Annotated in this window: 22 protein-coding genes and 1 pseudogene; 7 read left to right on the forward strand and 16 right to left on the reverse strand. The window is 49.0% G+C overall.

The window, feature by feature from the left end:
* Nucleotide 1 precedes the first annotated feature (1 nt).
* The 9 genes and pseudogenes from wecB (HF685_RS11055) to HF685_RS11095 all read right to left on the reverse strand — a co-directional run bounded on the left by wecB (HF685_RS11055) (nt 2) and on the right by HF685_RS11095 (nt 9102).
* A complete protein-coding gene (gene wecB, locus HF685_RS11055) occupies nt 2-1138 on the reverse strand; it encodes a non-hydrolyzing UDP-N-acetylglucosamine 2-epimerase (RefSeq protein ID WP_168819989.1) in 1137 nt (378 codons plus the stop codon).
* A complete protein-coding gene (gene wbjC, locus HF685_RS11060; RefSeq protein ID WP_168819991.1) occupies nt 1135-2247 on the reverse strand; it encodes a UDP-2-acetamido-2,6-beta-L-arabino-hexul-4-ose reductase in 1113 nt (370 codons plus the stop codon). The genes wecB (HF685_RS11055) and wbjC overlap by 4 nt, the downstream gene beginning before the upstream one ends.
* Nucleotides 2247-3284, reverse strand: a complete 1038-nt coding sequence (locus tag HF685_RS11065) for a polysaccharide biosynthesis protein (protein ID WP_168819993.1) — start codon at nt 3282-3284, stop codon at nt 2247-2249. Before HF685_RS11065 ends, wbjC begins: the two co-directional genes overlap by 1 nt.
* Nucleotides 3277-4044: an AglZ/HisF2 family acetamidino modification protein gene (locus tag HF685_RS11070; protein ID WP_168819994.1), complete on the reverse strand. Its 768-nt coding sequence runs from the start codon at nt 4042-4044 to the stop codon at nt 3277-3279. The genes HF685_RS11065 and HF685_RS11070 overlap by 8 nt, the downstream gene beginning before the upstream one ends.
* A complete protein-coding gene (gene hisH, locus HF685_RS11075; RefSeq protein ID WP_168819995.1) occupies nt 4038-4661 on the reverse strand; it encodes an imidazole glycerol phosphate synthase subunit HisH in 624 nt (207 codons plus the stop codon). The genes HF685_RS11070 and hisH overlap by 7 nt, the downstream gene beginning before the upstream one ends.
* The gene (locus HF685_RS11080; protein ID WP_246218588.1) at nt 4658-5761 is read right to left on the reverse strand and encodes an N-acetyl sugar amidotransferase; all 1104 of its coding nucleotides are present in this window, start codon (nt 5759-5761) and stop codon (nt 4658-4660) included. The genes hisH and HF685_RS11080 overlap by 4 nt, the downstream gene beginning before the upstream one ends.
* Nucleotides 5762-5828: 67 nt before the next feature.
* Entirely contained in the window at nt 5829-7058 is a 1230-nt protein-coding gene (locus HF685_RS11085) for a glycosyltransferase (RefSeq protein WP_246218831.1), read from the reverse strand.
* Between the two features lie 85 nt (nt 7059-7143).
* Entirely contained in the window at nt 7144-8220 is a 1077-nt protein-coding gene (gene wecB / locus HF685_RS11090) for a non-hydrolyzing UDP-N-acetylglucosamine 2-epimerase (protein WP_168819998.1), read from the reverse strand.
* Nucleotides 8221-8344: 124 nt separating this feature from the next.
* Nucleotides 8345-9102 (reverse strand): annotated as a pseudogene (locus HF685_RS11095) (IS5 family transposase).
* Between the two features lie 212 nt (nt 9103-9314).
* On the opposite strand from HF685_RS11095, the gene HF685_RS11100 reads away from it, so the two are divergent.
* Nucleotides 9315-9875: a sugar transferase gene (locus HF685_RS11100; RefSeq protein WP_168819999.1), complete on the forward strand. Its 561-nt coding sequence runs from the start codon at nt 9315-9317 to the stop codon at nt 9873-9875.
* 37 nt (nt 9876-9912) lie between these two features.
* Here HF685_RS11100 and HF685_RS11105 read toward each other — a convergent pair whose 3' ends face one another.
* From HF685_RS11105 to HF685_RS11130, 6 genes are all read right to left on the reverse strand, one after another.
* Complete coding sequence (locus HF685_RS11105) at nt 9913-10917, reverse strand: Gfo/Idh/MocA family protein (RefSeq protein WP_168820000.1); 1005 nt, start codon at nt 10915-10917, stop codon at nt 9913-9915.
* A complete protein-coding gene (locus HF685_RS11110) occupies nt 10914-12119 on the reverse strand; it encodes a hypothetical protein (RefSeq protein WP_168820001.1) in 1206 nt (401 codons plus the stop codon). Before HF685_RS11110 ends, HF685_RS11105 begins: the two co-directional genes overlap by 4 nt.
* A 10-nt stretch (nt 12120-12129) precedes the next feature.
* On the reverse strand, nt 12130-12456 hold the full coding sequence (locus tag HF685_RS11115; RefSeq protein WP_168820003.1) for a P-loop NTPase family protein: 327 nt from the start codon (nt 12454-12456) through the stop codon (nt 12130-12132).
* Nucleotides 12453-14378 (reverse strand): GumC family protein, encoded by a 1926-nt coding sequence (locus HF685_RS11120; protein ID WP_246218589.1) that lies wholly within the window; start codon nt 14376-14378, stop codon nt 12453-12455. The genes HF685_RS11115 and HF685_RS11120 overlap by 4 nt, the downstream gene beginning before the upstream one ends.
* 77 nt (nt 14379-14455) lie before the next feature.
* Nucleotides 14456-15853, reverse strand: a complete 1398-nt coding sequence (locus HF685_RS11125) for an O-antigen ligase family protein (protein ID WP_168820008.1) — start codon at nt 15851-15853, stop codon at nt 14456-14458.
* 290 nt (nt 15854-16143) lie between these two features.
* On the reverse strand, nt 16144-16854 hold the full coding sequence (locus HF685_RS11130) for a polysaccharide biosynthesis/export family protein (protein WP_168820010.1): 711 nt from the start codon (nt 16852-16854) through the stop codon (nt 16144-16146).
* 203 nt (nt 16855-17057) lie between these two features.
* On the opposite strand from HF685_RS11130, the gene HF685_RS11135 reads away from it, so the two are divergent.
* Nucleotides 17058-18116, forward strand: coding sequence for an IS5 family transposase (locus tag HF685_RS11135; RefSeq protein ID WP_168819961.1), 1059 nt, complete (start codon nt 17058-17060; stop codon nt 18114-18116).
* Nucleotides 18117-18320: 204 nt separating this feature from the next.
* On the opposite strand, the gene HF685_RS11140 is transcribed toward HF685_RS11135, so the two are convergent.
* Nucleotides 18321-20231: a polysaccharide biosynthesis protein gene (locus HF685_RS11140; protein ID WP_168820012.1), complete on the reverse strand. Its 1911-nt coding sequence runs from the start codon at nt 20229-20231 to the stop codon at nt 18321-18323.
* A gap of 233 nt (nt 20232-20464) precedes the next feature.
* Here HF685_RS11140 and wecB (HF685_RS11145) point away from each other — a divergent pair, with 233 nt between their 5' ends.
* From wecB (HF685_RS11145) to HF685_RS11165, 5 genes are all read left to right on the forward strand, one after another.
* Complete coding sequence (gene wecB / locus HF685_RS11145) at nt 20465-21610, forward strand: non-hydrolyzing UDP-N-acetylglucosamine 2-epimerase (protein WP_168820014.1); 1146 nt, start codon at nt 20465-20467, stop codon at nt 21608-21610.
* A 105-nt stretch (nt 21611-21715) separates the two neighbouring features.
* Complete coding sequence (wecC, locus tag HF685_RS11150) at nt 21716-23014, forward strand: UDP-N-acetyl-D-mannosamine dehydrogenase (RefSeq protein ID WP_168820015.1); 1299 nt, start codon at nt 21716-21718, stop codon at nt 23012-23014.
* Between the two features lie 125 nt (nt 23015-23139).
* Nucleotides 23140-23910: an SDR family oxidoreductase gene (locus tag HF685_RS11155; protein ID WP_168820016.1), complete on the forward strand. Its 771-nt coding sequence runs from the start codon at nt 23140-23142 to the stop codon at nt 23908-23910.
* A 110-nt stretch (nt 23911-24020) separates the two neighbouring features.
* Nucleotides 24021-24953, forward strand: a complete 933-nt coding sequence (locus tag HF685_RS11160) for an SDR family oxidoreductase (protein ID WP_168820017.1) — start codon at nt 24021-24023, stop codon at nt 24951-24953.
* Between the two features lie 68 nt (nt 24954-25021).
* Nucleotides 25022-25573, forward strand: coding sequence for an RNA polymerase sigma factor (locus HF685_RS11165; RefSeq protein WP_168820018.1), 552 nt, complete (start codon nt 25022-25024; stop codon nt 25571-25573).
* Nucleotide 25574: the final 1 nt, after the last annotated feature.

The following is a 25574-nucleotide window of genomic DNA, read 5'->3' on the forward strand; positions in this document are numbered from 1 at the left end:
ATTAGCTTTTTTTCCACACCACTCGGTTAACATAACCCGTGTAGCTATGGATTATCCGGACCACTTTCTCTGAAACGTTCGGCATGGAGTAATCACCGACTAACCTGAGATCGCGATTTTTGCCACGCGCCTGAGACGTCAGGATCGAAAGACACTGACTGACACGCTTCGGATCCAAGCCTGTCATCATTACAGCTGCTTCTTCCATTCCCTCTGGCCGTTCATGGGCTTCCCGGATATTGAGGGCTGGAAAATTCAGGATCGAGCTTTCTTCCGTTATTGTACCGCTATCGGAAAGGACCGCGCGGGCGCTTTGCTGAAGCTTGATATAGTCAAAGAAACCCATAGGTTTTAACAGTTGGATTTTAGGATGAAATTCGACGCCCTGTCTGTCAATATGCGCACGAGTGCGCGGATGGGTCGATACAATGACAGGCAGATCATAATCGGACGCAATCCCGTTCAAAATTTCCACAAGTTGGTTAAAGCTCTTTTCGGGTTCGATGTTCTCTTCGCGATGTGCACTAACCAGAAAATACTGACCTTCCGTCAAATCAAGCCGAGTTAAAACATCTGAACTTTCAATCTGCGGGAGATAATGATGGATTATCTCATACATCGGGCTGCCGGTCTTTATCACCTGATCAGGCGGCACGCCCTCTCGAAGCAGGTACTCACGCGCTATACTGCTATAAGTGAGATTTATATCTGCGACATGATCGACAATTCGGCGGTTTGTCTCTTCAGGCACTCGCTGATCAAAACATCTATTACCCGCTTCCATATGGAAAATTGGAATTTTCCGGCGCTTGGCTGGAATTACTGATAGGCAGCTATTGGTATCGCCAAGCACCAACAAGGCATCTGGCTCTACTTCCGCTAACGCACTATCAACCGCAATAATAAGGTTGCCAATAGTTTCTGCAGCATTCGCGCTTCCCACGGCACAATCCAAAAAATAATCCGGTTTGCGAACACCAAGATCATCAAAAAAAACTTGATTCAGTTCGTAATCATGGTTTTGCCCAGTATGAATTAGGACGTGTTCACAATGAGCGTCCAAAGCGGCTAATACCCTTGATAATCGAATAATCTCGGGTCTAGTCCCGATAACAGTGGCTACCTTCAATTTTGTCATGAATTGACTTTCATAGCGATCGTATCTGGCCGGTCTCTATCAAACACCTCGTTCGCCCACAACATTACGATCATCTCGTCGTCACCAATGTTAGTAATGTCATGCGTCCAGCCCGGCACTGTTTCAACGACTTGAGCTTTTTTACCGCTAGTGACAATATTGTGTGTCTCATTGGTTTCAATATGGCGAAAGCCAAAATTTGCTTTTCCTTTAAGAACAAGAAATTTTTCGGTTTTCGAATGATGATAATGTTCTCCCCGGGTGATCCCGGGGTGCGCCGTAAAATAGGAAAACTGTCCACAATCTGGGGTCTTAAGCATCTCCGAAAAAGTACCTCTGGGATCGCCATGCATCGGCAAATCATAAGCAAATTGCTTTGGCGTAAACACGGATACGTAAGTGGAATATAATGCGCGAACAAGCCCTTCGCCAACGGGGGGAGTAACGAGTGATGTTCGGCTTTCGCGGAAGCTTCTAATAATATCAGCGACCTCACCGACCGTCGTATCATATTCCGGTGTCACATCAAAAAAACCGCTCGGTCGGGTATTCTCATTGAGTAAACCAATTAAGCTTGCGATCACATCATCAATATATACCAACTTCAAAGGTGCGTCGGGATTATTGACCGTGATTGGCAGGTCGTTAGCGATATTATGACAAAATGTTGCCACGGCCGAATTGTAGTTCGGGCGGCTCCATTTACCAAACACGTTGGTAAGGCGAGATATCATCACCGCAGCACCGGTTGTCTCGCCATGTTTAATCAATACATCTTCCGCCGTTTTTTTGCTGCCACCATATTCATTGTCGATCGCAGCTTGCGTGGATGATGAAAACACAATCGCTGCTTTGGGAGCAACCCGTACCAATGAATCGCATATCAGCCCAGTAAACCCTACATTACCCTCGATAAATTCCGCCGGATCCTTTGGTCGATTCACGCCTGAAAGATGGAACACCATATCTACGTCAGTTAATGCGCTATCCAATTCCGCGCTTGTCAGTTGATGACTGATCTGACGGATGTCATCATAACCAAGTTCAGTTAAGCGCACACGCAGGTTTCGAGCGATGAAACCTTTTGCTCCCGTGATTGCGACCTGCATCAGTTCATGTCCTTATCAAAGGCCGTTTTTTCGTTCGCAATCTTTCGAATGAAGGGCAGCTTCAACAATAATTCTTGCATGCCATCGACATCAAGCCTGCTAGTATTATGTGAGTTATAGTCTTCCGAACTCGTGATGGTTGTTTCGCCTTCGTTGAAATATTTATCATAATTCAAATCTCGAGAATCCGCCGATACTCTAAAATAGTCGCCCAGTTCTTCTGCTGCAGCGCGCTCTTCCCGGCTAAGCAGAACTTCATATAGTTTCTCACCATGACGAGTACCGATTTCCTGCACCTCGTGATCAGGTTTTTTCATAATGTTCAAAATTGCCTTGATCAATACCGCGACCGTCGCTGCTGGTGCCTTTTGAACAAAAATATCACCATTCTTGCCATGCTCGAACGCGTAAAGCACTAGTTCAACGGCATCATCCAATGTCATCATGAATCTGGTCATTTCCGGATCAGTAACGGTTATTGGCTTGCCAGCGGCAATTTGTTCAACAAATAACGGGATTACAGATCCGCGAGATGCCATGACATTCCCGTAGCGCGTCCCGCAAATGATCGTTTTGTCATTTGCGTTTCGGGATGCGGCAACCATGACCTTTTCCATCATGGCCTTTGATATCCCCATTGCATTGATCGGGTAAACGGCTTTGTCAGTGCTCAGACATATTACCCGTTTGACTTTTGCTGCAACGGCGGCATTGATCACATTTTCCGTACCAAGCACGTTGGTCCTGACCGCTTCCATCGGATAAAACTCACAAGATGGCACTTGTTTCAAAGCCGCTGCGTGAAAAACATAATCTACGCCGTTCATTACACCGGCAACACTACCTGGATCACGAACATCGCCGATATAAAATTTGAGCTTAGGATGACTATACAGCTTGCGCATATCATCCTGCTTTTTCTCATCGCGGCTGAAAACTCTTATTTCCTTCAAGTCGCTGTCTAGAAAGCGTCTGAGCACTGCATTGCCGAAGGAACCGGTGCCGCCGGTAATCAAAAGGGTGCGGTCTTTAAACATTGATCAACGAAGCTTTCTGTTGCTGGCTTGGATAGGTGATGAGAACGGCCTTATAGGGCCCTTTGAAAACGAAAAAACTTCCAGCGGATGCGCCCACAATGCCGCACGCCTCAAACAACGCCGCCATATGATCGAGCGATCCTGCTCCACCCAAAATGGTGATGGGAATATCTACCGAATCGCGCAACTTCGCTGCCAAAGAGAGATCATATCCTGCCATTTGACCATCATTGTCGATGGAATTGAAAATTATCTCACCCGCGCCCAATTGCGCGACCTCTTTTGCAAATGTAATAGGTTCCTTTTTCGCACCGCGCGTTCCGTTGTGGGTGTAAACCTCATATCCACGACCAAAAGATTTCTTATGTGTATCAATAACGACGACGACACTTTGACGGCCAATTTGGGCGGCGACCTCGGAAATTAGCGACGGGTCTTCTACGGCGGCAGAGCTGACCGCAACTTTTTCAACGCCCAGCGAGACTATCCGGCTTGCTTGTTCCGCTGTTTTCACACCGCCGCCATAGCATAAAGGCATACGGCTTTCATTGGCCAGATTGCGGATCATATCATAATCTGGTTCAGACCCATTAACGGTTGCGTCAATGTCTAAGACAACAAGCTCGTCAGCTTCTTTCTCGTTGAAAATCTTTACAGCGTTAATGGGGTCGCCCACATATTTTGGTGTGGAAAAGCCGACTGTTTTCACCAAGCCACCTTTGTGAACGAGTAGGCATGGCGTAATCCTAGGTCTCAACACCCGCCAATCTCCGCAAAATTTTTGAGCAACTGGGCGCCCCAGCGATGACTTTTCTCGGGGTGACATTGGACACCATAAACGTTTTTCAAATTGACCATAGCTGTGAAATTAAAACCGTAATTCACAGTCGCTAGGGCGGTATCTGACGTCGCGGATTCGAAATAGTAACTATGCAGAAAATAAAATCGAGCGTCAGATTCCAAGTTTCGCATCAATGGTGAAGCTTTTGTCGCATGGACGTCGTTCCAGCCCATATGCGGCAGCGGATCATTTCCAAAATCAGGGTTCGTTTTCAGGTTGCGGACTTGGCCTGGTACCCATCCAAGGCCCTGCAAATCTCCCTCATCGCTTCCATTGGCGAGCAATTGCATTCCTACACAAATACCGAGAACAGGAACCTCGCGCTTTACAACGAGCTCTTCAAGCATTGGCCTAAAACCAGATTCAGCAAGCATTTTTACTGCGTGGTCAAAAGCACCGACACCGGGTAATATTATACCTTTGGCATTTTCCAGTTCCTCAGCCGAGGAAACAACACAAGCCTCTATCCCAAGTCTTTTGTAGACATTGGCAAACGCCTGAACATTGCCTAGCCCATAGTCAACAATGCTGATCATCTAAACAGCCGCTTTTCAAGGCCCATAGCTTGCATTGCATCGGCCCCAAGTTTTATCATCCAGCGTTTGTTTTTATATTCCCGATATGTCTTGTTGGGCCCATCAAAAATATCTTGTAGCTCTTTTGATGTGATCCCGAGTTTGCTCGCAACATAATCAAATTCTTCCTTCAGAAAATGACCATCTAATTCAGGCGCAGATATCCGCTTCAGCGCGGCATCCCGTGTCATTTCACCGGTCATAATTAGGCTTGAAAAATGCGCGCGGCGCTTCTCATATCCGAATTTTTTTGGCAACCAATAGTCTTCATAAAATCGGGTAAATCGCGATTCATGGTGCTTATGCTGAAATGGTTTCCAACCGTATTCCTTTGCAAGAGTAGTTTCAGCTTCCGCCTTTGTATATTTTATCAAGTCGAGCGGTTTGTACACCTTCATGCCTAAAATATATCGGTAGTAGAGTTTATAACGCATGATATCGATTAGTTGCAGATTATTGAGCTTCTTACGGCCGAACTTTTTCATAATATCCTGAAAAAGCAGTTTATCAATTCCAGGATAACCGCCCCATTCCTCGGGCTCACGGCAACATTCGGTTTGGTGGTTTGCACCAGTCACAATGTGTTTTACGCCGTATTTGCGAGCAAATTTGTACAAACCAGAGAAAAAGGATGCATCCTGAGGCAGGTCCTGATCGGGAATTTGTGCTTTGAAAAATGCAAGTTGCAAATCCTTCATTTCTCCCCAATCTACCACATCAGTATAAAGATCTGCACCCAGGCCATCCACCAATTTTTCGATGTTGCCTACCGCTTGATCAGTATTCCAGCCAGCATCGACATGGACCAGAAGCGGACGTAGCTTCATTACTTTGGTTACAATATGGGCAACATAACTGCTGTCCAAGCCACCAGACAAGCCGATAATACAGTCAAAGTCCTTACCTTTACCTGCCGTTCGAATTTCGTCTGTTACCTTATCCAGCTTTACAGAATTTGCTTTGTCTGCATTCCATGCGGGTTGCATGACCTCATCAAAATTTACGCAATAGTCGCAGCGTCCTGCACCATCGAAGATAATATTGGGATCACTAGTATCCATTATACAGCGTGTGCAAATTTGGTATTCGCGATCAGCCATTGTCGCGGAGTCCTTTTTCAATTCTAAGTCAATTTTTTGTAGGAAAAACCATGCTTTTCATCAATTCCATATACTGATCCGCGGCGAACTTGCGAGATAAATTATTCGCGATCAGAGAGGGTTTGGAAGGTCCAGGCGATAGAAAGCCATCCGACAGTAGAAATTCTTCAAAATGATTCGGGTCTGTCGAAATTACATGGCTAGCATCTGCTTTTGCAACCAATCCACCAGCGAGAGTTTGCTTGTCGATATCGGCCACGATTCGGCGGCCCGAGGCTATATACTCAAATAACTTTGTAGTCAGTATTCCTTGCGCACTTAGATTATGTTTCGATGACGTTTCACAAAACAAAAGATAGTCCGCCGTCAACATAAGGCCCAATGCCTGTCGATATGGTATGTTGGAGTTGAAATGGAACAGCTCGGCGATATCCGGATATTCGGCGTCCAAAGTTTTACGCATTATGTCGCCGGGACCATAATATTCAAAGCGAAGCCGTTCCAGCAGTTCTGGTTTCGCGCGCACAGCTTTTGTCAGTGCTGCCAGTAAATTATGCGGCACTCGGCCCGGTGACACCAGCCCCATATAGCGCAGGACTATAGGATCTTGCGCGCTCTTCGCCTGCCAAATATTATCTAAAGCGACTTGCTCGATAACCTCGTGGTCGTACCCGTTCATAATAACAGAAGTCTTAGGATTGAAATTCCGATAATATTCAGCCATCGGCCCGGAAATAGCCACCACAGCATCAGCGCGGCGGACAAGAAATTTATCGACGACCTTCTCGACAAATTTGGCAAAACGACCGCCGGGCATTTCATGGCAATCACTGAACGGATCGCGGTAATCCATAATGCATAGCGGACCGAAGCGCTTCGAAACGATCAGCGAGGCCAAAACCAACGGCCACGGCGGGCAAGAACCCACTACAACATCCGATTCTCGCAGAGCCTGCTTCACTTCCGGTGCTAAAAAAGGACTGCCAAACCCCAGCGCAAACGGCAATCTTGGGTCGGGCAACTGGCCGAAAAGGTCCATTACTATGGCTTTTAATCTGCGGCTGAACGAGGGCTTGTCACTATACATGTCCTCGAATTGCCTTTTGCCTTGTTCGGACGGGCTAATCCTACCTAGCCGGTCAAGTTCAAAAACAGCTACGCCTTTGGGCGTCTCTTCGGTAAACTCGCCATCCGATCCGGATTTACTAGTGGTGCAGACAGTCACTGTATGCCCCGCGCGCGCGAAGAATTTGGTCATGGCTTCAAAACGTTTGGCGCCCGAACTGTTTATTGGCGGATAGTAATGAACGAGTATTGCTATTTTGAGATGGATTGGATTCAATTCAGCCACGATTGCCCTCACCCACTAAGCGTTGGGTTATCTGATTGGAAGCATCTCCTGCGCCATATACTTCTGTAATTTGTTCGATTGAACGAGCGTTGTTCATGGATTGGGCAATAAGAGCAGCATCAGCGCCAGCTAATATGTTCACACCAAGGTCAACTAATTCGGTCCACTCCGTTTCATCTCGAAAAGTGACGCAGGGAACCTTTTGGAAATAAGCTTCCTTTTGTATCCCGCCGCTGTCTGTGCCGATAACACCGGCGTAACGCTGAAGCGTTATCATATCTAGGTATCCAACAGGCTCTATTATGCTAATGTTGCTTGGCAGAGTTGCATCGGTCTTTTTCAGGATCATCTTTGTGCGCGGATGTAGAGGCAAAACAATTCTCAAGTCAACTTGACCTAAACCATCGATAATCGCCTTGAGGCGATCGCTATTGTCGGTATTCTCTTTTCTGTGAAGCGTGCAAAGTGCATATCCGCCTGTATCAAGAGACAAGCGCTCCATCACTTTTGACTTTGCTTCAGCAATTGGGTTAAACAACCGGATCGCATCGTACATCACGTCACCGACATTTTGGACCATCTCGCCCTTGATGCCTTCCGTTGCAAGGTGGGTCATCGCGATCTCTGATGGCGCGAATAAAATAGAGGAAATATGATCGGTAAGTATCCGATTGATTTCTTCCGGCATAGCCCGGTTGAACGAACGTAACCCAGCCTCGACATGAGCTACTTTAACCCCTAATTTCGCAGCCGCTAAAGACCCCGCGAGGGTAGAGTCCGTATCTCCGAAAACAAGGACAAAGTCAGGTTTTTCATCGAGAATTTTTTGCTCAATTCCTTCCATCATTTTGCCGGTATTGCTTGCATGAGACATACCACCGACACCTAAGTTGTATTTAGGATGAGGAATGCCCAACTCATCGAAAAATATGGTGGACATATTATCATCAAAATGCTGGCCAGTGTGCACAATGACTTCGGAGAGTTCCGGGGTCTCGTTAATAGCCCGGCTGACGACGGCAGCCTTAACAAACTGTGGCCGTGCTCCAACAACGGTTAGAATTTTCATGGATTCCCTAAAGCTCTAAGAAAAGATACAAGTTTATTCTGGATGAAAACGGTCTCTAGGGTGACTCTCGAGCGACGTCAAAAATATTTTTTGAAAAAGAAAAATATGCAACTATGATCCGTACTCATTTGAGCCACCAGATGACGGTAGCCGCTATGGCGATGGTGGCCATGAAGTTTTTGATATTTCGGTCGAAGCGTGTGGCAACCCTACGCCAGTCTTTGAAGCGGCAGAACATGCGTTCAATGACGTTGCGCTGTCTGTAGATGGCAGGATCACAGTCGAGCTTGACCTTGCGGTGACGCTTGGGCGGGATGACCGCCATAGTGCCTCTTGATGCCAGCCAGGCTCTGAGTTCATCGCTGTCATAGCCTTTATCGCCAACCAGTTCAGCAGATGGCGGCATGGCCGCAATGCACTGTTTGGCAACCCGCATATCGTGTGCGTTGCCGGGTGTCAGCAGCAGGACAAGGGGCCTGCCTTTCACATCGCAGATAGCGTGGAGTTTGGTGTTCCGACCCCCGCGCGTTTGGCCGATACCATTGGCCAAGGCCCCCCTTTTGCGCCTCCGGCTGTCCGGTGGACCTTGATGCAGCTACTGTCGATAAACAGCCGGTCAGGTGCATCTTCGGCCCCAGCCAATGCGCTGAAGATGTCTTCCCATATCCCGCGCTCGGCCCAGCGCACAAAGCGGTTGTAGAGCGTCTTCTTTGGACCATAGACCGGCGGGCAATCACCCCAGCGACCACCGCTTTGCAGCGCATGGACAATCCCTGAGAGCACCCGGCGATCATCCACCCGCCTTGCGCCCTTGCCGTTCACTGGCAACAATGGCGCAATCCGTGCCCACTGCTCATCCGAAAACCAAAAGAAATCCGCCATATCCAATGCCTCCTCGATGAAAGCATTGAATCACATTCACGCCGCCTTGGGAATCCCCTTATTGGGTCCGGACCCTAGTAGATTGGTTTTCGACCAATGTAGTTCCGTGTCGGCAATTGTGATCCTTGCACTTACTCTTCCGTATCGTTAAACCCCAAAATATTTATCGATATCTCCAAAAGGTAAGGATGTTTAATGGTTAGGATCACAGCTTGAAACGATTGATTGATATGTTGCTCTTGGCGGCGGCACTGCCATTTGTTTTACCACTGTCTGTTGTGGTCGCATTTGCGGTAAAACTAACATCCAAGGGACCTGCACTTTACTGGTCAAAACGGTCCGGCAAGAATGATATAATTTTTCTTATGCCCAAATTTCGGACAATGCGGATCGATACGCCAACGGTGGCGACGCATCTGTTAGATGAACCCGGACGGTGGCTTACGTCGGTTGGACCATTTCTCCGGCGCACCAGCTTGGACGAAATCCCTCAACTCTTTTGTTTGTTAACAGGGGAAATGACCATGGTCGGCCCGAGGCCAGCGCTTTTCAATCAGGATGACTTGATTTCCTTGCGGCGAGAGAGAGGGATTAACGTGTTGACTCCCGGTATCACCGGCTGGGCCCAAATTAATGGGCGGGATGATCTGCCGATTCCGACCAAAGTTGAATTTGAATCTGAATATATGAACAGACGATCGCCTTGGCTCGACCTCAAAATAATAATACTGACCTTTTGGAAAGTAGTCCGTCCGAGCAACGTGAGCCACTAAGACGAGTTCGTTTTGCCGCTGGCGGCAGAACTAAAAATTACTCCTCCGCTATAAAATCTTCAGACTTGACCCATTTATTGTCGTTCTCCAGCGAAGACTCGGCGCATTGTAACACCGCCAGAACACGTGTGGCTTCCGCAGCGTCCGTCCGCGGGCTTTTGGACTCGGCAAGGCAATCAATGAAGTGTTGCATTTCCATTTTCAAAGGCTCCGCCTGCGGGACGTCAACCATGTCTGCCGCACCTTTCACAGCCTTGGGGCGTCCATCAACATATGTGACTTCATTTCGATATATGGTCAGTTTTTCTTCCCACGGCATCGTATCCGAAAATACTGCCATTGCCTTGTCGCCAACCACGACCAATTTTTGTTCTTTTTGCGGGCTAAGCCATGAAGACGTTATATCTGCGCGCAATCCATTTTTCCAAACCAGGTGGATTGTTCCGTTATCAGCTATCTTTTGTGGTAATACGAGAGTTCCTATTGCGCTAACTCGCTCTGGTATCGTTCCTGCGATTCCTAACACCATGGAAATATCATGTGGTGAGAAGCTCCAAATAACATTTTCTTCGGTTCGGATCATTCCCATGCTCAGTCGGCTGGAGGCCATATATTTAATATCGCCCAATTCGCCTGCTTCGCTCAGCTCCTTTAAGCGAAGGTAGACGGGATGATATTGGAGTAAATGCCCCACCATCAATACCTCACCGGTATCGCTGGATATTTCACGCAATCTTTCTCCTTCTTTAGTTGAGAGTGCAATCGGCTTTTCAACAAAGACGCCTTTGCCGGCGAGCATTGCACGCTCTGCAATTGCAAAATGCGTTGGAGCAGGCGTGGCAATAGCGATGCCGTCTATTGACGGATCGTCAATCGCATCCGCAAGATCTGTTGAACAGCGGACGCCTAAACTCTTTGCCAACTCGGCAGCATTTGGTGAGGGATCAACAATCAATACCAACGCACCCAATTCATGTAAATTTCGAGCGAGATTTTTGCCCCAGCCACCACAGCCAATCAAAGCAATTTTTCTATTTGTCATAATTTGTCCAATTTAATATCATAGATAGTTGAAATGAGGCCGAATTGGCCATCACTCGCACGAATTTCTATAGTCATGTAATATGCAATGCATGTGCTTGGCAGTTCGACAGTTTTGAGTATGGGTTTGGGAGAAATGGTATACCGCATCAATTCTCCGTTGGGTCGGCCAGACGCGCATGACAAGATTGCGAAAGCACCGGATCCTTCCCCATCATCATCCACTTCGCCAGTTGCACTCACCTGATAGCGACCAGGGGTTAGAAACAGTAACTTTCGGGCAATTTCGCCCCTGCCTGTTGGGGCAACTTGTCCTTGAAGATCCAAGCTTTTTCCGTCTTCAGAAGAGGTGAAATTGCCCTCTGACATATGCCCGGTCAGGATGCCCCATGTCATTGGAGCAGTAGCAGGATTCACGTTTCTTGAAAAAAAACGGGTGTTGGACAAAATAGCGTTATTTTTAGCATCGAGCGAAAGAAAATATTTTTTAGCCGTCTGTATATCGCCTTTACCTATAAGCCGGTTTATCACTTTTCCCTCGATCGCCCTGAACACGTCACCTTCGGGCAAACCGCCTGCAAGCATCAATGTATCCGCTACATGGGCGGGATTTTCAATTTCGCTAAGAATCTGATTTATAACTTCCGGCAACCATATCGGTTTTTGTCGAATATAGTTTCCAAATACGGCCTGTACTTCTGGTTCCGAAATTGCGCGCGTTAGCTGAGGTATCATTATCGAATTGCTCTGTGCATTGACTGTAAATGCAATGTCAGAATGCTCGAAGTATTTTTCGATTTTTCCTTCCCTTGCAGCTTGCTGAGAAAGCCAGAACTGCGCAATTAAATCACGACGTGATAATGTTTGCGACAATGACATGGCTTCCAGAGCAAGGCTCTGCTGGCCTTCATTTTCGTAGTTCAAGCCTAAATGAACGAGTCCTCGGGATGCAATGGGATCTTCCCTTAAAGCTGATCTCGCGAGTTCGGTGATCTTGTTCCACGGGATATTATCTGGTTGCGTCAACAACATCACGTTTGCAGTCTTTTGTCGCGATGTCGAGTTTGGCATGATTTGCAATGCTTGCGCGGGATTGGTTAACGCAACGACGGTCGAAAGCGCCTGCAAAGCAGCTTGGCCCGATAGAAAAACCAAAACAACTATGGCCATTACACGCAAAATAAGCTGAGAAACTTTGATCATAGAAACTGAACTATGTCTTGTAAGGATCTTTCGGATTCTCGTCACCTCTAGTTCCATATCCATAGTGATAACCATAACCATAACCTGAAGCGACTTCCTGAAGCTTAGTTACGATAACTCCAAAGACATGGGAATGGGAAGCCTGAATTCTAGCCAACGCAGTCTTAATCTCTCGAATGGGCACGCCTTCAGCCTCTGATACGAAAACCACCCCTTCTACTATTCGGGATAAAAGTGGCGCATCTGCCAAACCAAGGACTGGAGGTGCATCGATAATAACATGATCGTAAATTTGAGTTAGATGTTGAATCAACATCTTGGCCCTGTCGCTACTCAATAGCTCTGCCGCACTAGGGGGGCAGGGCCAGCCGGTAATATTGTCACAAAATCATTGGTGGTTGGAATCAAAAGATTCTGCCAATCATCTTCCCCTGCCAAATAGTTGCTCAATCCTCGATCGTTTTGGAGTCCAAAAAGGCCATTTATAGAGGGCGACCGCATATCAGCATCAAGGAGCAGCACTTTTTTACCAGTTCGCGCCAAAATGGTAGCCAACACGGTACTGCTGGTACTTTTGCCTTCGGCAGACCGTGTACTGGTGACCATAAATGTCCGTGGCACGCCATGATCAGTGGAAAATGCCAGATTGGATCTGACAGTGAAATAGGCTTCCGATAATACAGACTTGGTGTCGCTCATCATCTCTTGTATATTTTCCGGCGGTATGCTTGGGACGCCGCCCAATAACGGCAGATGAAGTAAGCGGTTTACTTGAGATGGATCCCGCAAACCTTCCTCGATCTGGTCCAACCCAACCACTACGACGACGGACAATCCAAGCCCGAGCATAAGAGATAAAACCAAATTGAACGGCAAATTTGGCGATGATGGGCTGTTAGGAATGTTGGCTACGTCGACAATTGCGACATTATTAGATCCAATTCCCGCAACCCCAATTTCCTTGTAGCGCTGCAGAATGGCATCATAAAGTTGTCGATTATTGTCAACTTCACGGAGGTAGATATTATACTGGATAATATCCCGTTGCTGCTGACTGAACCGTTTTTTCAACGTATTAACTCGTCGCGTGAGTCCACTTTCGCGATTTAATGCCGCACGGTAGTCCGTTATGCGATTGTTTGACGCGCGAGCGGCTTCCCGATTAGTCAGTCGGCCTTCCTCCTTGGCGATGCCGTCATCGAGGACACGTATCTCTTCTGCAAGCACTTTGACTGAAGGATATTCAGGTTCAAACTGCACCATCAGTTTAGCCATTTCTGCCCTCAATTCAGCCCGTTTCTGCCTGAGCTGGGCACTAGCGCCATTGATAATCAGCGGATCTGGCGTCAATTCTCTATTTGCTTTAGCATTGAGTCTGGATTCAGACGCAATCCTATCCGCAGTTGCATCTGCGAGTTCTTTGTTGAGTCCCTCCAATTCAGCAGTGATTAACGTCCTTTCTGATGTGGTTTTCCCGTCAGTATCTCGTTCACGGTTAAGTGACACGATATCTTTTGCCGAAGCATAATTAACGAGATCACGTTCGGACGTCTCAAGACGCATGCGAAGCTCTTCTAGACGCCCCTCTAGAAATTTTCTTGCGTCTGCCGTTGAAGCAAACCGACGCGCCATGCTTTGTTCAATGAATTGCTGAGTCCAGGTATTTGAGATATCAGCAGATATTTTCGGAGAACTACTGGTATAGCTCACATCCACCAACGCTGAACCGCGAATGGGAGATATGCTCACATTAGCCAATAGAAATCCCACTGCCAATTTCTCACGCTTATCTAGTTCTTTCTTTGATAAGGTACCTAGTGAGTCTGTGGAATTTAGTAGGCCATCGCCATTGTCGAGCCCATGCGCAGCAAAAAAAGCTTCACTTTTTGCGAGCTTCAATTGGCGAGCAACGCGTTCCGCAAGTGTGCGGGCGGACAAAAGTGAATATTGAGTTTGATAAAATTCAACATCTCTACCGGAAGATTCTAATTCTAGTCCTTCAACTTTTGTCACGTTAGTTTGTGTTCGACTAATCTCGACCCGTGCAGTGGCTGTGAATTTTGGAGTCATCAACAACGTAGCGACCAATCCAATGATCAAAGAAGAGACAATTATACCTAAAACTACCCATCGCCAACGGAGCGCAACTTGCCAATACTGCAGTAGTATTGGCGGAGCAGTCCATTCACTCGTTTCATCGCCATAGCCACCCGCGCCCGCGCCTAAGGACACGGTGGACCCTGAATTAGTTTGCAACATTCATATTTCTCAATTCATCAAACGCACAGATAAGAGCTAACCTATGATAATCGATCATTCCGGATTGTGCACGACCACTAGACCAACCCTTTGTCAGCATCCACTCTTTTTTTGCCCGATTCATCGCGTTTGATCATCCAAATGGACGCGATTACAAATAGGCAAGAAAGGGAAGGTGTTCGCAACGGGTAGTCGCCAATACTCCCAAGCGCCAGCATAAAGACCATTATTGCTCCCAACCTCATATACTGAATCGAAGAACTATCCTTTTTAGATGCAACGAATGCCCGATAGGTAGCAATCGCGAATGCTACTATGCAGAATAAAAGGATCAATAACCCAGGTAAGCCGGCGGTCATAAATACCTCAAGCCAGTCATTGTGTGCATGATTGACATAGCTTCTGGCCAACAGGTTATAGGGTTCATCGATTTGATAAACCTCCACAAAAGACCCAATGCCTGAACCGGTTGGGAAATATTTCCAACTTGTTTCAACAATGATGGGCCATATCTTGAAGCGTAGATCCTCTGTTTGATCTGTAGCGAAAAGCCGCTGCAATGCCTCTCCCCGAGACATTAGTGCAGTTATCGCACCCAAACTAAGAGTGCCAAATCCAACAACAATTCCGAATATGCGCCATTTACCTACTTTTCTTATTTCAGACCTGTTCGATACTGATTTACTATAGAATAAGAAGGCTGCCATTAGGCCAAATGTGCCGAGTACCAAGCCCGCTCTGGATCCTGTCACCAATAACAATGGGATCAATACTGCTCCGGCAGAGATCATAATTCCGTTTCGGAACTTAGTTTTATTTAGCTCCCTTCTTCCACCTGCCGAAGCGTAAACTGCAAGCATCGGAAAAAGCATGGCCAGTAGGATAGCTTGATGATTACGATTTGAGAAAAGTCCTACAGCGGACCCGTTGTTTGTAATCCGGTAAAAATAGAGAGAGCCGTCCGGCGCGCCCATTATTTGTAGCAGTCCAACGAAAGCACTGAGCAATCCGAATATTAGTATAAATGGCAACAAGCTAAAACTCTCTTCCGCTGAAATTTGTGAACCAAGTAATAAAACAGCCAAAGGAACAAATAGACTATAGAAAGCGTTCAATGTAGTTGATGGAACCATTGAAAGCGGTCTCCAGACTTCTCCAATTCCGGCAAGCTCATACACTTTGGAGACTAGCTCCCCGCTCGGCAATGCGCGCCAAATAGAAGGCGGCAAAGGCACAAGATGCGAACCTACCAGCAAGAAAATTATTGTCGCAATAACAAACAAGTAGCGATATGCTTTTATATGCTCCAATTTGAGCGTCAATAAAGCGAGGGCGCACATAATGATTGCGGCCGGACGCAATATAACTAGAGATTGAATATCGGCACGGCTTCCACCCCCTGTAATAAATGTCAGGATCAAAAATCCTACTAGTGCGAAATATGGTAGGGGTTTGTTCTTCAATTTACGACTCATAAAACCCAGCCCTCTCAGATTTCCCTATTGAATAGCACTCGATTCCGGATGAGCAATTAAGATATATTTAAATATCTTTTTGGTCATTGCGTCGGTTCAATCAACTTTGAATTTGAACTTGCTCTAACATTATCCGTAAAGATAAACATAGTGCGATGAAAGACTCTTGGTTCCAGCCGAAAGTCCTAAACCGGTTTATAGTTTTCGTTGTTTCATTCAATACTAATGTCTATGTGTAGATATCCAATGCAGGCCCAAGAGCCCGATTTTGCCGAGTGATTCGCTATTTTTCAATTCTGGAATAAAATAATCAGCGGCGTTGTGAGCAACGGTGACGCTTGCAATATGTCCTTAAATAAGCGGCGAGCCTGAGAATCACCGACCATTATGACATCATTCGCAAAAACTTCCGGGTCAGAATAATTACCCTTTCTGATCGCCTTTAAATCAAACAATCCCGCCATTTGCTGACCGTTAACCGTCCGGAAAACGACTACATTTTTCAGTTGGGCAAACTCACTCGTCCCTCCTGCAGTTGCGACGGCACGCATCAGCGTCATACGACCAACAACAGGGTACAATCCTGGTTTATTCACTTGTCCATCGACCGTTATTACCTGACTAACTGTATCTTCCAGATTCACAGTTATTTGAGGATTCTTAACGAACCGATCAGCCAACTGGGTTTCTAAATGATCGGCCAATTCATCAGGTGTCAAACCGGCGGCTTCAACAACTCCAATCAAGGGGAAAGATAATCGCCCACTGGCGTCAATTTGAACCTTTCGCGACAAGTCTTCAATTCCAAATACATCAATTCCCAATTTGTCAAACGGCCCGATTAAATAGGCACGATTATTTGCGAGAACGTCTCCACGGTTTGGAGGAGGGAGTGACACTTGAGACGACAATTGGATATCTTTATCCAGCCCCATTCGCCCGTTGCCTGCGCAACCAGTCAAAAGAAAAATACAAACAAATATAGGAGAGAAAAGCTTCATGTTTCAAACTCAAACAGTGATATCAAGCGATTTAATAGACTATTGAATCAACTACGTAAACTGTCAAATTTTCCCGAAACATTTTTATGACAATCACATTATCAAACAGATGGAATAACCTATAGGCCACCTCGAAATATAGTCCTTCCCAGAGCGATCAAAATCCGATTCAAGGGTTCTGACGCAACGGGGGAATTTGGATCATGAGCCAGCGGGGATTTTTTGATTTGGAGCATCGCTATGAGGGGCTGGACGCGAAGTCTGATCCTTTGGTGGCGATATTGGCGGCGGTTCCCTTTGAGCTGTTCCGGGTCAAGCTGAAGTCAGCTCTGGTGAAGGGCGGGTTGCAGCGTGCAGACGCTGACCGTAAGAGTTTGGCGGGCCGCAAGCCTTGGGATGAGGTGCTGATCTTCAAGGCATTGGTGCTTCAGGCGCTCTACAATCTGTCGGACGACGCGATGGAATATCAGTTGCGCGACCGGCTGTCGTTCATGCGGTTCGTCGGGTTGGGACTGGAAGATGCGGTGCCAGATGCCAAAACGCTGTGGCTATATCGGGAAGCGCTCGGCAAAGCCGGGGCGGTTGAGGGGCTGTTCAATCAGTTTGACAGCTACCTCAAAGCAAAGGGCTATCTTGCGATGGGCGGTCAGATCATCGATGCGACCATCGTTCCGGCCCCGCGCCAGCGCAACACGCGCGATGATAATATGACGGTCAAAGCCGGGAGAACGCCAGCAGACTGGGAGGCACACCCCGCCAAGAACCGCCAGAAAGACAAGGATGCGCGCTGGACGAAGAAGCATGGGAAGTCGCACTTCGGCTACAAGAATCACATCAACATCGACCGTCGGCACAAGCTGGTGCGGCGTTACGCGGTCAGCACGGCCTCGGTGCATGACAGCCAGAAGCTAGAGGATGTGCTTGACCCTGATAACACCGCCAGCGGCGTGTCGGCCGATAGCGCCTATCGCAGCAAAGAGAGTGAGGAGATGCTCGCCGAGCGCGCGATGAAGAGCCATATCCACCGGCGCGGCAATCGGGGCAAGCCGCTCACGCCGCGCCAGGAAGCCGCCAACAAGACCCGCTCAAAAGTCCGTGCACGGGTCGAGCATGTGTTTGGCAACCAGCACAACAGCATGGGCGGAAAGTTTGTCCGCACCATCGGCATCATCCGGGCAGGCGTGAAGATCGGGATGCAGAACCTAGCCTATAACATGCGCCGTCTGGTGGTGCTGGAAAGGGCGGCAGCCGTCGCCACATGAGGCCAGAGGCCAGAGACCCCACAGAAGGCCTGAACCACACCAAAACGGGCCGGCGCGTCCCGTAAATAATCGGGCTTCTTGGCCAGTGCGGGAACCAAATCGCTACTTCAGCCCGAAATCGCCATTGTTCGAAGTGGCCAATAGCATCTCAAGATTTCAAAAAACTGCTAAAACTAATCTACCGCCCAACTCCGAAAAAGCGCGCTAAGTTGCAGAGACTTGCGCCGCGTTGTCTCGATTATGTTCAAACTCGGGCACCAGGTTTTCCAAAAGACTTATCGTTTCTTCGCGGTCGCGGCATTTTTTCAATGCATGGAGCAATTTGAGAAGTTCCGGCCAGGGTGTAAAATTTTCATGTGCCATCATGATGCGTTCATGCTTTGTAGCCTCAGGATTATTTCCGATAATCAGCTCTTCGTAAAGTTTCTCACCCGGACGAAGGCCAACTTCCACAATTTCGATATCACCGTCAGGACGAGCTTCGTCTCTCACGGAGAGCCCTGATAGTTGAACCATCGTCCGCGCCAGATCAATGATCTTTACCGACTTGCCCATATCCAGAACGAAAACTTCACCTCCTTTAGCCAATCCTCCTGCCTGTATAACCAGCAGCGCTGCTTCGGGAATTGTCATGAAATAGCGCGTAACGTCCCGATGTGTCAGCGTGATTGGGCCGCCCGCCTCGATTTGCTGGCGGAATAGCGGGACAACCGATCCGCTTGATCCCAGCACATTACCAAACCGGACCATCGAATATTTGGTATTTCCGGCTTTGGCCGCAAAGGCTTGCAAAATCTGTTCAGCACCCCGTTTGGTTGCGCCCATTATATTCGTGGGGCGAACCGCCTTGTCGGTGCTGATCAGGATAAAATCCTTTATTCCAGCCATATGTGCAGCATTCACGACTTCGAAAGTACCCAAGATGTTGTTGCGGACCCCTTCAACCGGATTGGCTTCAACCAATGGCACATGCTTGTAAGCTGCAGCATGGAAGACGGTCTCGGGCTGCCAGCGCCCGAAAACAAAAGCAAGTCGCTGGGCGTCGGTCACCGATCCGAGCAACGGCACTATGTCTATATGCTGATGGCCTTGTTCGCTCGCATAGGTTTGCAGCTCCTGGTCGATCGCGTATAAGGAAAATTCCGAAATTTCATATAGCACCAGCCGTCGTGCGCCGATTCTGACAATTTGCCGGCACAGCTCGCTGCCGATGGAACCGCCTGCTCCGGTTACCATAACAGTTTTGCCGACAATCGTTCGACCCAGCAAAAGTTCATGGGGTGCCACGGGTTCCCGTCCAAGAAGATCCTCGATATCCAGTTCGCGAATATCATTGAATGACACCCGGCCATCCATGATCTCTTTCATATTGGGCAAGGTTTGCACATGCACTTTGAACTGCTGGATCTCTTCAACAATCATCCGGCGTTTTTTGCGGGAAATATTGGGGAGCGCCAGCAAGATATCGGTGATGTCGTGTTTTTCTATTAGTGTTGGTAATCGACCACTCCAGAAGACCTTGTTGCCATCAAGTTTCTGACCGTTAAGCCTCTTGTCGTCATCGACAAATCCGTGCAACCGCATCGCCGGTTCGGATTGAATAGAAGCAGCAAGCTGTTGTCCGGCATTGCCAGCACCGTAGATCAGGACGTTTTTTGTTTCCCCGCCAAACCGATTGCGGTTAAGAATATCCAGCATCAAATATCTGGCAGTAACTCTCGAAAACCCAACCAATATGAAAAAGATAGTCGGCTGGATCATCCCGATAGTGCGAGGCACTCCGTCAATCCCAACAATAACAAAAATCACCAAAATTGGAACGGAATAAAAGAAGAATGCGCGCACCAGCGTCTTCATCATGCCCGCTCCGGCATATCGGAAAATGGCCTTGTAGACACCGGCAAAATAAAATGTCGGGATCATCGTCAGCAGCGCGCCGAGGACCACTTTCTCAACCGCGTAATCCCAGTAAATCCAAACGCCAATCCGCAAGGAATACGCAATCCAGATCGACTGGATGCATAATATGATATCCAGCAAAAAGACGATAGCCTGCTTCTGCCAACGCGGAATGCCTGCGATTCGCTCGAGAATGGAGGTGATAACGGCGGTCATGCTATTTTCTTACTCTATATTTTACGTTTGCGCGACACCGTTAACTTCCGTTAACAGCCTGTTGTTCCAAAGGAAAGCCAAATTCGAATGAAGCTCGGCAAGTGATGCATTTGTAATGTCTGAACTATCGTCAATCCTGTTGCGGAAAGATGTTCAGCCCTGTTGATCCCAAAATTTAACTCACACAGGGACAATTATCAAAATATTTAAACATAATCTGATAGTCAGCGCTCATGAGTAAAACATCTGGCATCACGCCCAAAGTTCTTGTCGTGTTTGGCACACGACCAGAAGCGATTAAATTATTTCCTGTGGTCCGCTCCCTTGGTGAGCGCTCCGATGTTGATACGCTGACCTGTGTGACTGCACAGCATCGTGAAATGCTGGACCAGGTGCTGGATATTGCTGCGATCAAGCCGGATTTTGATCTTGATATCATGCGGGCCGATCAAAATCTGGATGAACTAACCGGCAGGCTTTTATCCGGAATCGGTGGGATTCTCGATCAGGCCAAGCCAAGCCGGGTCGTTGTGCAAGGCGATACCGCAACCGCCATGTGCGGCGCGCTGTCGGCCTATTATCGCAAAATCCCGGTAAGCCATGTCGAAGCCGGCTTGCGTAGCTATAATATCTATCATCCTTGGCCCGAGGAAGTGAACCGCAAGATTATTGGCAGCATCGCCGACCAGCATTTCGCGCCAACCGAAACCTCGGCCAACGCGCTGCGCAAGGAAAATATCGCCGAAGAGCAGATTTCCGTGACTGGCAACACCGTGATTGATGCTTTGCTGATAACAGCTGGGAAAACGCAATCGGATCAAAAGCTCAATCCGGAACTCACATCTCTGTTTGCCAAATATGCTGACAAAAAGATCATTGGCGTAACCAGCCACCGGCGTGAGAATTTTGGTGATGGTTTGACCAATATTGCCGCTGCGCTAAAAGAAATAGCTGCGCGTGACGATGTAGCGCTGATTTTTCCCGTTCATCTCAATCCCAACGTTCGCGCGATCATGAACGACGCGCTTGCAGGCATGGCCAATGTGGCGATGATCGAACCGCTCGATTATCCCAATTTTGTCGCTTTGCTCAATGCTTGCACCTTCATGTTAACCGATAGCGGCGGTGTGCAGGAGGAGGCGCCAGCGCTTGGAAAACCGGTGCTGGTGATGCGTGACACGACGGAACGGCCCGAAGGCATCGAGGCGGGGACGGCAAAACTGGTTGGTACGGACAAAGGGGCTATAGTCTCGGAAGCGATGAGGCTGCTGGATGATCAGGAATATTATCAAGGCATGGCCATGGCGCATAACCCGTTTGGCGATGGCAAGGCCAGCCAGCGGATTGCTGATATTATTGTGAAAAGCCTAGTGGGCTAATTCGTCGTCAAACTTATTCGAAGTTACCGAAATATTTACATTATTCTCATAACAATAAGCCGGAATTGCAGCGCCATGACGGCGCGATGTGGAGTTTTGGCACCGATGTTATCTGAAGAAAAACCGTCTGTTTGCGTTTTGGGCCTGGGTTATATTGGCCTTCCAACCGCCGCCGTCATCGCACGCTCCGGCTGTCCGGTTGTAGGCGTCGATGTTACTGAGCATGTCGTTGACACAATCAACAGCGGTAAAATCCATATCGAAGAAGTGGATCTTGATGGTCTCGTCCAGGGCGTTGTGGCCCGCGGCACATTGCGCGCATCCTTGCATGTCGAACCGGCAGATGTATTTGTGATCGCTGTGCCGACGCCATTTGGCGACAACCATGTCCCTGATACAAGCTATGTGATGGACGCAGCGACCAATGTGGCGGCGGCGCTCAAGGCCGGTGACACAATCATATTGGAATCCACCTCTCCTGTCGGCACGACCGAGAAAATGCGGGATCTGATCGCAAAGCTGCGGCCCGATCTGAAAATACCGGGCATTGTCGACGAGATTCCTGATATTTCCATCGCTTATTGCCCAGAGCGGGTATTGCCGGGGAAAATTCTCGAAGAGCTCATCCAGAATGACCGCAGCATCGGCGGTATTACGCCCCGTTGCGCGCGCAAAGCTCTCGGCTTCTATCGTAGGTTTGTGCGCGGTGAATTGGTAACCACAACCGCGCGGGCGGCAGAAATGACCAAGCTCGTTGAAAACAGCTACCGCGATGTAAACATCGCCTTTGCCAATGAACTGTCGATTGTTGCCGATCAGATGGATCTGGACGTGTGGGAAGTCATTCGGCTCGCCAATCGGCATCCCCGGGTGAACATTCTCCAACCCGGGCCTGGTGTTGGCGGCCATTGTATCGCGGTCGATCCGTGGTTCATAATCCACAGCGCGCCCGATCATACGCCGCTTATCCGAATTGCCCGCGAGGTGAACGACGGCAAAATCGATCACGTGCTGGAAAGAGCATCGCAGATGATCGACGAATTGCCGCATCGGTCTGTTGCGTGCTTTGGATTGGCATTCAAGGCCAATATCGATGATTTTCGCGAGAGTCCGGCACTGAAAATTGCCGTGAAACTGGCGCGGCGCTATGGTTCGCGCATCAAGATTGTTGAGCCCTATGCCAGCGAATTGCCTGCGGCGTTCGAGGATACAGGTGCCGAACTCATCGATATCGACCAAGCGTTGGAAACTTGCCCGATCATGATCACATTGACCGACCATGATGTGTTCAAGTCCATTCCGCTGGAGGAACGGGCCAACAAGGTCGTTTATGATACGCGCGGTATTTGGCCGGATCAGCCCGATAATTTGCAAGCCATAGAAGTGGTGCGGCTGGCCAGCTGATCTGGTTCGCGGGTGCCATTTTTTGATAGTTAATCATTTTCCTCAAAAATATTTCTGAGCTGACTTCCGCGCGCTCTTGCCATCCTCGCCACCCGGTGTCAGGTGACCGGCAGGAGAAATAGCTCATGAATGTTAAAGACAAAATCATTGTAATTACTGGCGGCGGCAGCGGGATTGGTGCGGCCATGGCGCGGCGTTTTGCCGAAGCGGGCGCGAAACATATTATCTGCGCCGACCGCAATCTGGAAGGCGCGCAAGCGGTTGCCGAGGAAGTGGGCGGCACGGCCTTTCACACAGATGTATCGCTTGGTGCAGATATCGTGCATTTGATTGAAACGGTCGAGGCCGATATTGGTCCGATTGATCTGTTTGTTTCCAACGCGGGCATCGGTCTTGATGGCGGTGTCGAGGTGCCGGATGAGGGCTGGCAGATGATCTGGGATATTAATGTCCAAGCGCATATCCGTGCAGCCCGGGTGCTGGTGCCCAAAATGCTGGCGCGGGGCGGTGGCTATATTATGAGTACGGCTTCGGCGGCGGGGCTGCTCGCACAAATTGGTTCCGCGCCCTATTCGGTGACCAAACATGCCGCGGTGAGTTTCGCCGAATGGCTTGCAATTACCCACGGCGCAGAGGGGCTCAAGGTGTCGGTGCTCTGCCCGCAAGGTGTCGCCACGCCGATGACCGCGCATATGGATACCGCCAGCGTCGATAAAGATGGCATGCTGTCCGCCGAAGCGGTGGCGCAAGACGTGCTCGAAGCGATCGAGGAAGAGCGCTTCCTGATCTTGCCGCATCCGCAGGTCGCCGACTATATGAAGCATAAAGCCGGTGATCCCGAACGCTGGATTGGCGGGATGCAACGTTGGCAGGCGAAACTGACGGGCAAAGCTTGATCACCGTATCGGGAAGTCATCCTAACAAAAATGACCTGATAAAATGGAGCATTGGGCGAAAGCGTCTGCGCCACTAGCTTCCTCCCCAAAGATAAAGAGGAGAGCGAATCATGTCGTTGGTATCGGTGGTCGGCGCAACAGGGCGTCAGGGTCTGGCACAAATACGGCAACTCGCCGCTTCAGGTCATAAGGTCCGAGCGCTTTCGCGAAGTGAAAACCCGGATCTGGGTGGTAGCAACGCCGCTGACGAGGCGCGGATTTTTGATCTCTATGACGAATCCACCTGGGTTCCCGCTTTTGAAGGCTCTGATGCGGTATTTTACACCCATCCGTTGCAGGCCCGCGAAGACCGCGCCACGCTGACGGGACGGGTTGCGGCGGCAGTCAAGCAAGCCGGAAGCGACCGTTTCATCTGGAATACGTCCAGCTGGATTCCCGACAAGCCCGGCGATCCGTTCACCTACGGCAATAATACGGTCGCAATTAACGAGATTTTCCGTTCCGGCGTTCCGGCAACCATCTTTGGTTCGGTGCTGTTTATGGACAATCTGCTCACCAACTGGGCGCGTCCATTCATCGTTCATGAAAAGCGCTATGTTTATCCGCACAAGGCCCATCTGCTAGCCAACTGGATCAGCCTCGACGACGTAGGCAAATGCATGGTCGCTGCCCTCGATCGGCCCGATTTTGAAGGCTCCTGGCTCAACATTGGTGGCCCGCAAAGACTGCATCCACCGGAAGTCGCAGCAACACTCTCGAAAGTGTTTGGTCATGAAATCAAATATGATCCCTGCACACCGGAAGAATTTGGCGACCTTTTGGTCGGCGCTTTCGGTGACGAGATGCCGGAAGAGAATCGCGCGGCAACCTCAGCGGGTATCGCGGCTTTCTACACCTATAATAATGAGTCCCCAACGCAGCCCTTTGTTGTGAATACCGATTATATGCAGGAACGCCTGCCAGAAGTTGAGTTTGAAACACTCGAGCAATGGGCGATGCGGCAGGATTGGTCTGACGAAGCGCACCGTCCTCCGGCGGGATAATTTTTTTGCCATTTTGAACCTTTTGCCCCCTTGCTCCGACTACAGGAGTAAAAGGGCACGAGGTGTTCATGCGTTACAGTGATACCGACAGGATATTTGACGAGCTATTGCTGACGCGGGTGCAGGCCGGTGATCGACGCGCAGGAGAGCGGCTGGCCGCGCGCTGGTATCCCCGGTTGATGCGTACCGCGTACCGATTGCTCCGCGACGAAGAGCAAGCGTGTTCCGCCGTGCAGGAGGCATGGAGCAGTATTTGCAGAGGCTGGACCGGCTTGCGGGATACGTCGCGATTTCCGGCTTGGGCTTACACGATCTTGCACCGCAAATGTGCCGACCGGATTCGCAAAAATCAACGCAGCCGGGAACATTTTAAGGCGGCTACTGAGCACGATGAGCCTTCCATTGGGCCGAGCGGCGAAGACAAGGTGACGATTGATCAGGCTTTTGCCCGGCTCAGCGATGAACATCGCTCAGCGGCCACGCTCTATTTCAGTGAAGGTCTGACACTGGCCGAAATTGCCGAAGTAACAGATACGCCGGTTGGCACGGCTAAGTCCCGACTGTTCCATGCGCGCAGGCAATTGAAAGAGATTTTAAATGATGACGATCAAGGAGAATGAC

This window comes from Parasphingorhabdus halotolerans, assembly GCF_012516475.1.
Taxonomy (GTDB): Bacteria; Pseudomonadota; Alphaproteobacteria; order Sphingomonadales; family Sphingomonadaceae; genus Parasphingorhabdus; species Parasphingorhabdus halotolerans.

Excerpts from the sequence above, each read along its gene's own strand:
- wecB (WP_168819989.1), bottom strand. The coding sequence starts at position 1,138 with ATGACAAAATTGAAGGTAGCCACTGTTATCGGGACTAGACCCGAGATT.
- wbjC (WP_168819991.1), bottom strand. The coding sequence starts at position 2,247 with ATGCAGGTCGCAATCACGGGAGCAAAAGGTTTCATCGCTCGAAACCTG.
- HF685_RS11065 (WP_168819993.1), bottom strand. The coding sequence starts at position 3,284 with ATGTTTAAAGACCGCACCCTTTTGATTACCGGCGGCACCGGTTCCTTC.
- hisH (WP_168819995.1), bottom strand. The coding sequence starts at position 4,661 with ATGATCAGCATTGTTGACTATGGGCTAGGCAATGTTCAGGCGTTTGCC.
- HF685_RS11080 (WP_246218588.1), bottom strand. The coding sequence starts at position 5,761 with ATGGATACTAGTGATCCCAATATTATCTTCGATGGTGCAGGACGCTGC.
- HF685_RS11085 (WP_246218831.1), bottom strand. The coding sequence starts at position 7,058 with ATGACCAAATTCTTCGCGCGCGCGGGGCATACAGTGACTGTCTGCACC.
- wecB (WP_168819998.1), bottom strand. The coding sequence starts at position 8,220 with ATGAAAATTCTAACCGTTGTTGGAGCACGGCCACAGTTTGTTAAGGCT.
- HF685_RS11105 (WP_168820000.1), bottom strand. The coding sequence starts at position 10,917 with ATGACAAATAGAAAAATTGCTTTGATTGGCTGTGGTGGCTGGGGCAAA.
- HF685_RS11110 (WP_168820001.1), bottom strand. The coding sequence starts at position 12,119 with ATGATCAAAGTTTCTCAGCTTATTTTGCGTGTAATGGCCATAGTTGTT.
- HF685_RS11120 (WP_246218589.1), bottom strand. The coding sequence starts at position 14,378 with ATGTTGCAAACTAATTCAGGGTCCACCGTGTCCTTAGGCGCGGGCGCG.
- HF685_RS11125 (WP_168820008.1), bottom strand. The coding sequence starts at position 15,853 with ATGAGTCGTAAATTGAAGAACAAACCCCTACCATATTTCGCACTAGTA.
- HF685_RS11130 (WP_168820010.1), bottom strand. The coding sequence starts at position 16,854 with ATGAAGCTTTTCTCTCCTATATTTGTTTGTATTTTTCTTTTGACTGGT.
- HF685_RS11135 (WP_168819961.1), top strand. The coding sequence starts at position 17,058 with ATGAGCCAGCGGGGATTTTTTGATTTGGAGCATCGCTATGAGGGGCTG.
- HF685_RS11140 (WP_168820012.1), bottom strand. The coding sequence starts at position 20,231 with ATGACCGCCGTTATCACCTCCATTCTCGAGCGAATCGCAGGCATTCCG.
- wecB (WP_168820014.1), top strand. The coding sequence starts at position 20,465 with ATGAGTAAAACATCTGGCATCACGCCCAAAGTTCTTGTCGTGTTTGGC.
- wecC (WP_168820015.1), top strand. The coding sequence starts at position 21,716 with ATGTTATCTGAAGAAAAACCGTCTGTTTGCGTTTTGGGCCTGGGTTAT.
- HF685_RS11155 (WP_168820016.1), top strand. The coding sequence starts at position 23,140 with ATGAATGTTAAAGACAAAATCATTGTAATTACTGGCGGCGGCAGCGGG.
- HF685_RS11160 (WP_168820017.1), top strand. The coding sequence starts at position 24,021 with ATGTCGTTGGTATCGGTGGTCGGCGCAACAGGGCGTCAGGGTCTGGCA.
- HF685_RS11165 (WP_168820018.1), top strand. The coding sequence starts at position 25,022 with ATGCGTTACAGTGATACCGACAGGATATTTGACGAGCTATTGCTGACG.